Source organism: Pseudanabaena sp. lw0831, assembly GCF_016584665.1.
GTDB lineage: Bacteria > Cyanobacteriota > Cyanobacteriia > Pseudanabaenales > Pseudanabaenaceae > Pseudanabaena.
The window spans coordinates 38,199-51,238 of the sequence record NZ_BBJB01000066.1; the positions used below are offsets into that span (position 1 = coordinate 38,199).

At 43.1% G+C, this 13,040-nt stretch carries 11 protein-coding genes; 3 read left to right on the forward strand and 8 right to left on the reverse strand.

Annotated features, from left to right (window positions below; translation table 11 throughout):
• Positions 1-29: 29 nt before the first annotated feature.
• Together APA_RS13260 and APA_RS13265 are read left to right on the forward strand one after the other, a co-directional pair.
• Complete coding sequence (locus APA_RS13260; RefSeq protein WP_201322739.1) at positions 30-680, forward strand: hypothetical protein; 651 nt, start codon at positions 30-32, stop codon at positions 678-680.
• A gap of 83 nt (positions 681-763) precedes the next feature.
• Complete coding sequence (locus APA_RS13265) at positions 764-1,366, forward strand: Uma2 family endonuclease (protein WP_201322740.1); 603 nt, start codon at positions 764-766, stop codon at positions 1,364-1,366.
• A 27-nt stretch (positions 1,367-1,393) separates the two neighbouring features.
• On the opposite strand, the gene APA_RS13270 is transcribed toward APA_RS13265, so the two are convergent.
• The 7 genes from APA_RS13270 to APA_RS13300 all read right to left on the reverse strand — a co-directional run bounded on the left by APA_RS13270 (position 1,394) and on the right by APA_RS13300 (position 11,335).
• On the reverse strand, positions 1,394-2,581 hold the full coding sequence (locus tag APA_RS13270) for an LptF/LptG family permease (RefSeq protein ID WP_201322741.1): 1,188 nt from the start codon (positions 2,579-2,581) through the stop codon (positions 1,394-1,396).
• Positions 2,582-2,684: 103 nt separating this feature from the next.
• On the reverse strand, positions 2,685-3,413 hold the full coding sequence (gene lptB / locus APA_RS13275; protein ID WP_201322742.1) for an LPS export ABC transporter ATP-binding protein: 729 nt from the start codon (positions 3,411-3,413) through the stop codon (positions 2,685-2,687).
• Between the two features lie 83 nt (positions 3,414-3,496).
• Positions 3,497-4,129: an LptA/OstA family protein gene (locus APA_RS13280; RefSeq protein WP_236579568.1), complete on the reverse strand. Its 633-nt coding sequence runs from the start codon at positions 4,127-4,129 to the stop codon at positions 3,497-3,499.
• Positions 4,126-5,703, reverse strand: coding sequence for a bifunctional pantoate--beta-alanine ligase/(d)CMP kinase (locus APA_RS13285; protein WP_201322743.1), 1,578 nt, complete (start codon positions 5,701-5,703; stop codon positions 4,126-4,128). The genes APA_RS13280 and APA_RS13285 overlap by 4 nt, the downstream gene beginning before the upstream one ends.
• Before the next feature lie 188 nt (positions 5,704-5,891).
• Positions 5,892-7,001, reverse strand: coding sequence for a septal ring lytic transglycosylase RlpA family protein (locus tag APA_RS25220; RefSeq protein WP_236579569.1), 1,110 nt, complete (start codon positions 6,999-7,001; stop codon positions 5,892-5,894).
• Positions 7,002-7,741: 740 nt separating this feature from the next.
• The gene (larE, locus tag APA_RS13295; protein ID WP_201322744.1) at positions 7,742-8,563 is read right to left on the reverse strand and encodes an ATP-dependent sacrificial sulfur transferase LarE; all 822 of its coding nucleotides are present in this window, start codon (positions 8,561-8,563) and stop codon (positions 7,742-7,744) included.
• A gap of 57 nt (positions 8,564-8,620) precedes the next feature.
• Complete coding sequence (locus APA_RS13300) at positions 8,621-11,335, reverse strand: valine--tRNA ligase (protein WP_201322745.1); 2,715 nt, start codon at positions 11,333-11,335, stop codon at positions 8,621-8,623.
• Between the two features lie 466 nt (positions 11,336-11,801).
• Here APA_RS13300 and APA_RS13305 point away from each other — a divergent pair, with 466 nt between their 5' ends.
• The gene (locus tag APA_RS13305) at positions 11,802-12,359 is read left to right on the forward strand and encodes a pentapeptide repeat-containing protein (RefSeq protein WP_236579570.1); all 558 of its coding nucleotides are present in this window, start codon (positions 11,802-11,804) and stop codon (positions 12,357-12,359) included.
• A 60-nt stretch (positions 12,360-12,419) separates the two neighbouring features.
• On the opposite strand, the gene APA_RS13310 is transcribed toward APA_RS13305, so the two are convergent.
• A complete protein-coding gene (locus tag APA_RS13310; protein ID WP_201322746.1) occupies positions 12,420-12,992 on the reverse strand; it encodes a hypothetical protein in 573 nt (190 codons plus the stop codon).
• Positions 12,993-13,040: the final 48 nt, after the last annotated feature.

Consider the following 13,040-nt stretch of genomic DNA (forward strand, 5'->3'; position numbering starts at 1 on the left):
TATAGATAAACCAAAGTAAATTAAAAAATATGGCACGCTATACCCTTGCCCAGAGTCCTGAAGTTGTCTTGACCGTTGCCGGCAAAGATTCGCCAAAAGCACGAGAAAAGGCGATGGCAGAGCTAATGGAACTAATGGACTCAGGCAAACTCGATACCGATCTTGCCGATGGCTTTAGTCCCGATCAATTTATAGAAGTGAGAGAACTTTCCATGTCTGAAGATCGTGAAGATCCAATTACCCAAGCCGTGCAAGTCTTAAACAACCTCGCAACGTTAAAAATCAAAGTCCAAGAGTTACGCTCTGACGCGATGCAGGTGCGATCGCAAATCGATATTTTGTTTACCGACGAGATTGTATCGGAGGAGCAAATTAACAGTATTAAGGAAGGTTTTAAAACTCTCAAAAGTTTTGCCCAACTTAATATGAAATTTCTCGATGCGCGATCGCAAGCTGAAAATGCGCGTCAAGTCCTTGATGAAGCTCTCAAATCTCCCAATTCAGAAGTTAAAACTCCTGTGGAAAGTGTAACTAGTAATGAGGTCGAGACTGTTGAAGTTACTAATGTTGTTTCAGAACCAGTTGAAGTTGTAACTAGTACTGATGGGGAAGAGCCTGTAATCACTATTGAGGATGCTATCGTGGAAGTCCCTGTGAGTAAGTCTACCAAAAAGAAATAACGCAAAAAGGCAACGCTTAGCGTTGCCTTTTTGCGTTTTCGGTGAAGTTAAAATTAAATCTATAACCACTACTTCTGAAAATTATGGTTGCTTTACCCGATCGCTTGTTAATGACCTACGAAGAATATCTCGCTTGGGAATCGACCCAAGAAATGCGCCATGAGTTTTGTAATGGTGAAGTTATAGCGATGGCTGGCGGCACTCGTGACCACAATCGAGTTTCCCTTAACTTTTCTAAAATTTTAGACAACACTCTCGCCGATCGCCCCTGTGAAGTCTACATCGCTGATGTCAAAGTCCAGACTCAGCCAAAACGCAAATACTTTTATCCTGATGTCGTAGTTACTTGTGATGAACGCGATCGCAATGATGCTCTAGTGGTTGCGTATCCTTGTTTGCTGATCGAAGTTCTTTCCCCATCGACCGAAGCCTATGAATCTCTTTCAGAGACGCTACGCGAACGCGGATTCAAGTTTTCGCAATACCGCAAGTTTGAGACTTTGAAAGAATATGTATTAGTCCAAGTTGATCAGCCAATTGTGGAAGTATTTCAACGAAATGATCAGGGGCAATGGGTATTTTTTGAATATGGTTTTAGCGATCGCCTATTCCTCAAATCCGTAAATGTCGAAATAACTATTAGCGATCTGTATCGACAAATTCAATTTGAGCAAAAAAACGAATAAAGGTGGCGCTATGCGCCACCTTTATTTTTATGTAACTCGGGTGAGGATAATCACTCCAGCCGTAACACCAATTAAATTAGGCAACCATGCGGCAGCGAATGGGGAAAGAAATTCAACTTGTCCGAGAGCGCCACAAATAAATAACAGCAAATAATAACCAAAAATAATTAACACACTCAATCCAAAACCGATCGCTGCACCAGTACGCTGAGGACGCATTCCTAAAGATGCTCCAACGAGCGCAAAGACTACACAAATAAATGGGAGGGCATATTTTTGTTCAAGCCTTACTTCTAGCTTGCGGATTTCTTTGGTATTGCCAGACTGCTTGAGCAAGTCAATATTGCGACGAATATCGCCGATATTCATTTCTTCAGCACTGCGTTGCTCTTGAGCGACATCAAGGGGAGCGCGAGGCAATTGCAGATTTTGATCGTCAAAGCGGAGAATGCTCCGGTAATTGCCATCTGGCCCCACCAGATAGGTCGTACCTTGGCTAAACCTCCAGACATTTTGCTCAGGAATCCAGACAGCAGACTCGGCAGCAAGAATTTGCTGAAGCTGTCCTTGAGAAAAGTCCAAAACCGTTAAGCCACGCATCTGTTTGCCATCAAAGCTCCGCGCATAGAAACTCCGAACTAAGCCTTGTTTGGTGGTGCCATCTTCTTGGGGTACTTCACCGTATTGCTGATAAAAAATATCTTGGCTTTTAAACTGCACATTTTCTTGATTTAGCGCCGCTCGCAATGTACTGCGCGATTGCCAGTTTGCCGCAGGAACGATCGCTTCATTAAATACATAGGTCATGCCCGTGACAAATAGACTCAACACTAGCGCAGGTGCAACTAAACGGTAAGCACTTACCCCACAACTCCGTAAAGCCGTTGTTTCTCCATCGCCAGACATGCGGCTGTAGGATAGCAATGTCGCTAGCAACATTGACATCGGGAATGAATACACCATGAAGCCTGGAATCTGGTAGCCAAAAATCTGAAACGCTGTTAAAACGCTTAATCCCGCATCAGTAATCAGGCGAATCAATTCAAATAGGGAGCCAATCGCTAAAATTACAGAGGAAAATGCACCTACCCCAAACAAAAATGGGGTCAACATTTGCGTGAATAAATAGCGATCCATGATCGACAATCTTGGTAGCCATCCTAGCGACACGTTTGTAACTTTTTTCCTTGGGTGAGTCGTTTGTAAGGTTGCCATTTCCTTTATCGAGATTACAGGTTTTTGGAGTATTCATCAAAACCAATTTTTTAGGATCTGCTTTGCCTAAGGTAGGGCAAATCCTAAAATTAGTTTTGGCGGGTCAAAAATGAAACTTTTCGCCGAGATAATATTTACGGACATCAGGATCGTCAGCTAATTCTCTGCTAGAACCATCAGCAAAAACTTCACCTTCACGCATGATATAAGCGCGATCGGTGATGTTTAAGGTTTCGCGGACATTATGGTCGGTGATTAACACACCCATATTGCGATCGCGTAAGTTTTTGATGATGGTCTGAATTTCGCCAACAGCGATCGGATCGATACCCGCAAATGGTTCATCTAGCAAGATAAACTTGGGGCCTTCTAGCCCAACCGCCAGTGCTCTGGCGATTTCAGTACGGCGACGCTCTCCCCCCGACACTTGGATTCCCATCGTATCAGCAATCTTAGTCAGGCGAAACTCCTCTAACAAAGTGCGGAGTCGATGAATCTGTAATTGCTTTGGGACATTGGTTTGTTGCATCACCAATAACAGATTATCGCGCACCGATAACTGTCGAAAAATGGTGGCTTCTTGGGCAAGATATGCCATACCCATACGCGCTCGTTTATGAATTGGCAAGCTGGTAATGTCTTGTTTATCGAGCCAGACGCTACCGCTATCAGGCTGAATCAGTCCTGTTGCCATATAAAACGAAGTGGTCTTGCCAGCGCCATTCGGTCCCAGCAGTCCAACAATTTCCCCCTGCTTAACCGTGAGGCTCACTTGTTGAACGACTTGCCTGCCACTGTAGTTTTTACTAACGTTGTCGAGGGAGATTTGCATTACTCAATTTGGTTTGGAAATTTGGAAATGTAACACTGAACTTAGTCATGGCAAAGCATTTTTTGTAGCTTTATACATCAACATTACTTACCATCAGGAAGAATTTCTTGTGGTTTTGGTTGTAACTTTTCAGGAGGAATGATTGATGTAGGGGGACTAACCTGCTGCTTTTTAAAGGCAGGCTTGATTTGGGTTACAGGCGTTGCCGAAGTTGCAGGATTACTGACAGCATCGCGATCTGGGACTACATAAATTGTTTCGACCTGTTGGTTATTAGGCGGGGCTGCAATAAATTTCCCTTCAGTGACGAGATAGGTGATGGTTTGAGCTTTGATGCTATTGACACCTTCTTGAATGACAACCACATTGCCAGTTAAAACTACACGCTGCTCCTTAGAAAAATACTGTGCTTGCTCAGCTACCGCATCAATCTGTCGGGCGGGATAACTCATTTTTACGTTGCCAGTTGCCGTAACTACACCTGTGATCGAATTTGCTTCTTGGACATCGGCACGGATCGTTAGAGCTGTGTTCGATTGAGCTTGGATGGATGGTAGTGAGCTAGAGGCGATCGCCAAAATCGGAATTGCAATTAAAAACAGTCTGATAATTGGTGATTGGTAATTGGTAATTGTTGAAGGGTGATGATTTTTTCCTTTTTCCTTTTTCCCTTGTCCTTGCAACAGCGATCGGTAAATCATGCTTAATGGCTTCATCGGTTTTGTACCTTTTGTTCATACAAATTTACAATGGCTGCGACCACTTCTTCTATAGTTAGACCATCTGTATCAACTAAAGTTGCATCTTCAGCCTGAATCAGAGGCGCATGGTCGCGGGTGGAGTCTTTGCGATCGCGTTCTTGGATTTCTTGCTCGAGGGTGGCGAGATCGGGGGCAACTTGACCTTGGGCGATCAGATCGGCTTGACGGCGTTTGGCCCGCTCTTCCGCCGAGGCAGTCAAAAAGATTTTTACCTCTGCATCAGGAAAGACATGGGTTCCAATGTCTCGTCCTTCCATGACGACACCGCCTGTTTGCCCAATCAGTTGTTGTTGCTTGACCAAAATTTCCCGCACAGCAGCTTGAGCAGCAATCGATGACACATTTGCCGTTACTTCAGGTGTACGAATCTCAGTGGTGATATCTTCGCCATTGAGCAAGACTTGCATCGGCTTACCTGAGATCGGATTAGCAAACAGTTGGATTTTTGATTCGGCAGCGATCGCTTGCACTTTGTCTTGATCTCTTAAATCAATGCCTTCTCGTAACACCGCAAGCGTAACACTACGATACATTGCGCCAGTATCTAAGAACAATAAGCCTAATTTGTTAGCAACCTGTTTGGTAACCGTAGATTTGCCCGCACCTGCGGGACCATCGATCGCAATGATCGGATTTCTGGGAGTGATAGTGTGACTTAGCAAAATATTATCGATCAAGCGTATATTTCCAATTCGAGCCGCGATCGCCAGCATCAACTCAGCTTCAGACGTAATTTGATTGCATGGTTGCAGGGTCTTGGCATCGACTAACTCAATATACTCTAGATTAATTTCAGGTAGCTTCGCTAAATAATTTCGAGCAGCTTCGATAATTTGCGCTGGGTTCCAAAGCTCGTAACAAAGAAAAAATTGCTGTTGGGACTGCAGTAAGCTTTGATAAATATGTTGGGCAAAAATGCGATCTTTGCTTGACAAGTAGCGATTACGAGAACTGTAGGCTAAGCCACTAGGTTCACGCACCGTCTGACAACCAATAATTTCTACAGGCAAGTTTAAATCAATCACCAATTGCCGAATAATCGCTAGTTGTTGACCATCTTTACTGCCGAAGTAGGCACGATTAGGTTGCACAGCATTTAAGAGCTTGGTCACGATTGTGACTACCCCCTGAAAATGACCAACACGCGATCGCCCACACAAGATATTTGTCATTTCTGGTGGTGGGATCACTTGCGTTAACTTGTCTATATTATTTACGCCCATCTCCAAAGCATCTGGCGCAAAAACCGCATCAACACCTGCGTTCTCGCAAATATGAAGATCATTCTCGAATGTACGTGGATATTGATCAAAATCTTCACCTGCACCAAATTGCAAAGGATTGACGAAAATACTTACAACCACACAAGCATTTTCAGTCCTTGCCCGATCAATCAAGCTCAAATGCCCAATGTGCAAAGCCCCCATTGTTGGCACAAGCCCGACAGACACTTGACCTAAGGGCTGTTTTTCTTTTTGGGTGTTTAAGTAATTACGCAGAGAAGCGATCGTAGTAAATAGCTGTGTCAAGCAATCAACCTCAACGAAATCACTATAAAAAGCAGCAATTTTAATTATGAAACCAATTTCGAGTTTTTGAGCGATACATGACGATAAAAAAAATTAGTTTTTAAGAAAGTCAGCCTAGGCTGACTTTCTTAAAAACTAATTTTGAGCATAAAAAAATGTGTAGAGCGCAAGGCACTCTACATATTTTTTTATTTGGAAAGTACTTCGATTCTAACTGGAGCAACTCCAGAAGAAATTAAACCAATTACATTAGCTGCCGCTGTAGAAATATCGATTACTCGACCATGGGCATAGGGTCCACGATCATTGATGCGTACTACCACTGACTGATTGTTATCCATATTTACAACCCGCACTAAAGTACCAAATGGCAAACTTGGATGGGCAGCAGTTAACTCGCTAGCATTAAAGATTTCACCACTAGCACTGTAATTCCCATCAAAGCCTGGCCCATACCATGAAGCCATCCCAGACATTACGCCCACAATGCGACTATTTAAAGCTGGACGAGAGGACGAGCTAGCAGTAAATTTGGTCTTTGGTGCATTGACAACTTCCAAGACAGGATCAGCACCACCTAGCAGACGGCGCAGGAGGTTTGCTGACTCCAAAACGTCTTGGGTTTGATTTTGCAAAGATTCTGGGAAAACTGCTTGCTGATCAAATTTCAACATGGCGCGATCGCCTAATTTGATCACATAGTTACCATTTTTCCAAGCAGGAATAATTTTGTTTGCATCGATGCCATCACGATTAAGTTGATTAATCAAGGCAGCAGCGGCGGTGGCACGTTCGATGGGATTTGATGACGTTAGCAGGTTCTCTGAGCTATCATCTGCTGATTTTGCTGGGTTATCTGCTGCTGAGTTGCTAGGCTCTAAGTTAGTAGTGTTTGATGGTAACTTTACTGATTCGGAGTTCTTTTTAGTTTCGCCTTTAGGTTCACTTTTAGTTTTCGATGAGTCGGAGGCAGTATTTTCTGAGACTGGTTTTGCAGATTCTTCGGACTCAATATAAGTAACTACGGGAATGCCACGGACATAGACTGTAGCGGCATTTTTGCCATTTAGTTTGTGTGTGTAAATACGAGCGATTGCATCGTCTTTAGTTCTAGTCAGGGACTGCGATCTTGTTTCACCAACTTTTAAAGAATTAGATAGAGAAGTAGATGCATTAGCAGCTTTAACTTCTAGTTGAGATCCTGATTGAGCCTGTGCGCTATGGCTAGCAAGACTTGAGACGATAGCAAGAGCTACCACTGAGGTAGAGAGAGTGTAGCTCCAGTTCCAATTAAGCATAGGTAAAACAGAAAATGAAGATAAACGACTGAATATATCGATAGAAGCTTTACGCAGAGGGACTTAAATACACAAAATCACTAACAAGCGATCTTGATAACTAGGAACAAAAAATTAATAATTTCGTTCATGTTGTTCAGATTAACATGGTTATTCAAAATGACGATAACTTAGCCGTCAAATCCTTATTGAGAAAGGATTTGAACTCTTCATTTTTGCTAAAAATCAAAATTTTGCTTCTTTCTCATTAGCATTCTTTATAAAAATGGAACTTTGTGCTAATAATCACAAAAAGAACTCCATAAAAGTATGTCTAAAGACATAGGTATTTTTGCCATCAAACAAGATTTGTATGCATAAGGCTTCAATATACAAGAAAATTTCAGTTTCGATCGCAATCCAACTTGAGTTTTGTTCGTGCGTAAACCTTATGAAGACATGATCTCAGAAACAAAGCGCCAAAAACAGTAATAGATCAATCTTAGGATAGATACAAAAACTAAATCTATAAAAACTATTTGGAAGCATTTTGAGAAATATGTTCGATTTGAATTGATTTTAGACTTTTGTGTTTAAAAATGTCGTAACTGCCTCAGGATCACTAAGAAGTTAAGCAAAACTTTTGAAGGTAAAGCATAAGAATTTCTAATCAATCAACAGAAACTTTTTCAAAAATCTTGAAAAATTTAGGCAATAAATCAAAAAGAGAGTCGAAACTTAGTTTCGACTCTCTTTTTGATTTATTGCACGATCGCATCATTTAGCTTTCCGCTCCGAAATCCTTCTAAATCCAAGGTGATTAGACTAAATCCATATCCCCGAAAGGATTTAGTCAGATCGGAGATCGCCATAAAGTGCATAAATTCGAGCAGGCGATCGCTAGGCACTTCGATTTTGGCAGTATCACCCATCGATCGCACACGGATATCTCCTTTCCATCCGCGATCACGCAAATATTGTTCTGCATTACCAACACGACGTAATTTCTCAATGGTTATTTCCTCACCATAGGGAAACCGTGAGCTTAAACATGGCTGTGAAGGCTTGTCCCACCAAGGCATTTCTAGATATTGCGATAACATGCGTACTTCGATTTTGCTTATACCCACTTCGGCTAGAGGCGATCGCACGCCGCGTTCCTTAGCCGCCTGTATCCCCGGACGATAATCTTGCAAATCATCAGCATTTAAGCCATCCACGACATAGCCATAGCCCATCGTTTTCGCAAGTGGTTTAAGAGTGTCATGCAGTTCGCTTTTGCAGAAATAGCAACGATTAATCGGATTGGATGTGTAGTTGGGGTTATTCATCTCCTCGGTTTGGACGATTTGATGCTTAATACCCATAAATTCGGCTTGAACTTGAGCGGCCGCAAGATCGGCGGGTAATAATGACGGTGATTTAGCAGTAATCGCTAAAGCGCGATCGCCTAAAACATCAAAGGCAACTTTGGCAACAAGGGTGCTATCAATGCCACCAGAATAGGCAACAATTACTTGCGATGATTCGTTAAAAATTTGACGTAAGCGATCGAGCTTGTCGGACAAAGTAGCATTTAACATAAATATGTATTGTTCCCCTCTCCCATTGGGAGAGGGGCTAGGGGTGAGGGCTTGACTTTATTTTTGCAACTGAGCTAGACGCGCTTGAAGAATCTCTTGTTGTTTCAAGGATTCTTCAAGTTCTGTACGGGCGGTTGCCACCACTTCAGGCGGGGCTTTTTTGACATAGCCTTCATTGTTTAGACGACCTTGACTAGACGCGATCGCCCCTTCCAATTTCTTGAGACTGCGCTCTAGCTTGGCAACCAATTGAGCAATATCGACAACCCCGACTAACGATACGATCGCTTGTACTGTCCCAACGACACCCGCGATCGCCTCTTCAGTGACTGATTCATCGACTGAAGCCAAAATTGCCAAGTCTTCCACCCTTGCCAAATCGAGAATATAGCTTTGTCCAGCTTCGAGTAAAGTGCGTTCGCGATCGCTGTCGGATTGCAAAATCACTTTGACTTTCAGACTGGGCTTAATCTCAGCTTCAGCGCGAAGATTGCGAATCGTGCGGATTGTGCCAATGATTAATTTGAACTGTTCTTCTAGCTCCTCATTAATATGAGTTGTGTCAATTTCGGGATAGGGTTGAATAGCGAGAACTGGGCGATCGCTAGATGGTTCGCTTGTGCCATAGGTGATCAATTGCCAGATCTCCTCAGTAACATGGGGCATAAATGGATGCAATAAACGCAAAATCCCATCAAGGACAAAGGCAAGGGTTTGCTGCACAGTGGCGCGAGAAATTGGGTTAGCATCTTCTTGCAAACGAGACTTGACTAGCTCTATATACCAATCACAGAAATCACCCCAGAAGAACTCGTACAGGCTCTTGGTTGCTTCGCCCATGCTATAGGCATCAAGTTGTTCCCGCACTTGTAAAACTGTTTGATAGTAACGCGACAAAATCCAGCGATCGGCAAGTTCCAGATTTTCGATTTGAATCGTGGCGGAGCCACGATTCAAATCGAGATTCATCATCACAAATCGCGAAGCATTCCAAAGCTTATTAGCAAAGTTTCTTGCTGTCTCTACGGTTGTTGATTCATCAGTTTTGCGATTGTAATCAAGGCGAATGTCTTGCCCTGCGCCAGTTACTTCTTTAACTAGGGAATAACGCAAAGCATCAGTTCCATATTTATTAATTAGAACTAACGGATCGATGCCATTATTTTTGGATTTGGACATCTTCTGGTTATTTTCATCGCGCACCAGTCCATGAATATAGACCGTATGAAAAGGCATCTTGCCCGTGAAATAACCCGCCATCATCGTCATCCGTGCGACCCAGAAGAAGATAATGTCAAAGCCAGTAACTAGCACACTAGTTGGATAGAAAGTCTCAAAGTCTTGTGTTTGCTCAGGCCAGCCCAAAGTCGAGAATGGCCATAAACCTGCCGAGAACCATGTATCTAGTACATCTGGATCGCGCTCTAAAATTACATCTTCACCAAACTTTGCTTTAGCTTGCTCGTACGCCTTCGCTTCGGTATGGGCGACAAAAATTGTGCCGTCGGGGGCATACCATGCAGGAATCTGATGTCCCCACCATAGTTGGCGAGAAATACACCAATCCTTAAGACGGATCAGCCAATCGCGGTAAACTTTACCCCAGCGATCGGGTACGAAGGTGGGCGAATTTTGTTTGTCAAATTGTTCCAATGCAAAATCTGATAGTGGCTTGATGTTCACAAACCACTGAATTGAAAGCAATGGCTCGACGGGGACTTTGCCGCGTTCTGAATAGGGAACAGTGTGGGCATAGTCTTCAATTTTTTCTAATAAGCTCAGTTCATCGAGCTTAGCCACTACATTTTTTCGCGCCACAAAGCGGTCTTGTCCTTGGAATTCACCACCATTCTCATTGATCGAGCCATTTTTATTGAGAATATTGATTAGTGGAAGCTGATGACGCTTGCCCATCTCAAAGTCATTCGGGTCATGAGCAGGCGTAATTTTGACGCAACCACTGCCAAATTTTGGGTCAACATATTGATCGGCAATAATCGGAATTTCACGATTCATAATTGGCAACATAATTGTCTTGCCAATTAGATGCTTGTAGCGATCGTCGTCAGGATTGACAGCAACGGCAGTATCCCCCAACATTGTTTCGGGACGGGTGGTAGCAACTACTAGATGACCAGAGCCATCAGCTAAAGGATATCGAAAATGCCAGAGATGACCATTTACTTCTTTGCTATCAACTTCAAGATCGGATACGGCTGATTGGGATTCTGGACACCAGTTGACTAAATATTCTCCACGATAAATTAAGCCTGCTTCGTAGAGTTTGACAAAGGCTTCAGTTACCGAGTTAGACAACCCTTGATCCATTGTGAAACGTTCGCGTGTCCAGTCGGCGGACACGCCTAAGCGCCGCAATTGCGAAACAATCGTCCCACCCGATTCGGCTTTCCATTTCCATGCGCGATCGAGAAATTTTTCACGCCCGACTTCTTGATTGGTTTTGCCTTCGGCTTTAATTTGTTTATCGAGAATAGCCTGTACGGCGATGCTGGCGTGATCTGTACCTGGCAGCCAGAGGGTATTAAAGCCACGCATACGGTGATAGCGGATCAAGATATCGATTAATACTTCTTGAAAGGCATGACCCATATGCAAGCTGCCCGTGACATTAGGCGGCGGAATCATGATGCAGTAGGGTTCTTTATCACTTTCGCTGGCTGCTACAAATACGCCACTTTCCTCCCAATATTTTTGCCACTTGGCTTCAGATTCGAGAGGATTATATTGTTTGGGAAGTTCGGTCGTACTCATAGCGGGTTACTGAAAATTTAGACAAAAATCAATGGACAACTTAAATTAAAGCAACTTAATTAAAGTTTATATACAGCTTATATCTTATAGTGTTTCCCAGACTAGAATTCTCCAAATCTTGTCGTAATCCACCATCAGTTCTCATTTGTGAGATTAAATGGTTTGAGATATGTCACAGGCTACTTTCAATAAAATTGCTTTCAAGGCTTTCAATGACTACAGCTCTGAAAATCCAAAAGTCGATTTTGAGGCAAGTCCGCCGACAGCGAACTTGCCTCAAAATCGACTTTTATAATGAGAATTGCAATAATTAACATTTTGGCTTGAGGTGAAAGCTTAAAGTAGGCTAAGATTTTGCCCAGACCTTAAATATCAAAAAAATTTGCTAGTAGCTTAACAATTGCGATATTTTTATTGCCCGCAACAGAAGCTAACTAAGTCATATCATTTGCTAGGAGTAACCGCCTTGGAAGTCGCGCAACTGTTGGAACTATACAGACAGGGACAACGGAACTTTTCCAATATAGATCTTAGTAACGCTCAATTACGCAGTGTTGTCTTGATTGGTATTGATTTGCGCGGATCTACTTTGAACAAAGCCGATTTGAGTAGCGCTAATTTAATTGAGGCAAACTTGACAGGGGCTAACTTGATTGAAACAAATCTTAGAGGGGCTTTGTTAAGGGGCGCAAACTTTTCTGATGCAGACCTAAGTTGGGCAAATTTAACTTGGTCAAATTCCTCTAATAGTAAATTTATTAGAGCAAATCTTAGTGTCACTAATTTCAGTGGCGGCAATTTAATTGAAGCCGACTTTACAGGCGCAATTATGAAGGGTTCTAATATGCGTGGCACAAATTTGCGGGGCGCAATCTTCAAAAATTTACGAACCTGTGCTGATACAGAGTTCACAGGCGTTCGGAACTTGGACGATCGCACTCGGCTATACCTTTGCACGATCGCCAGTGGCACGCATCCGTTTACCAAAAATGACAGTCGCCAAACTTTAGGCTGTCCAATCTAATTGCATAAGGATCGGCGGCGCTTCGCGCCGACTGTTCCTACCTTTTTTTTGATGTGGTGGTTAGGGTTCCTCGGTAAGTTGGAGTAAATAAGGAAAAGAAGTATTTTCTTCATAGGAGCCAACCCATACTTCGTAGGTTCCTTCTAGCCAGTCGCCACCAATCTCTGGGTTACGATCGCTAACATCGTCACTACACCAACTGCCACCCGGTCCGCGCACGAGCAAAATAGTATCGCCAGAACTCTTGACTTGCATTTGCAGAAATCGAAATGGTTTTGTGAGAGTAATTTTGTGATCGGGTTCTGCATCAACAAACCCAATACAGTCGCCTGTTTCCGTAACTTTGCGTCCTGACTTTTTTTGGGTTTCGACTCCGCCACCACTAATGCCCCGCAGTTGAATCGCTTTCGGTGTAAATCTTGGCGCGATCGCAATGTCTTCAAACATTTTCACGAAACTAGCTTTTTTACCTGAATTAATTTCTGGTTTCTCTGGTCGCGAAATCTCGACTGAGGTTGGTGTGCTTGGCGTTGTGCTTGGCTTGGTCTGCGATCTCACGGGTGTAGCCACAGCTAATATTGCGGTGGTCATAGCTGTAAAGGTAATTAGCGATCGCGCTGCAAATTTTCTCATGACACAAATGTATTGGTTCTAAGACGTAGATTTTAGCATTCTGTACCA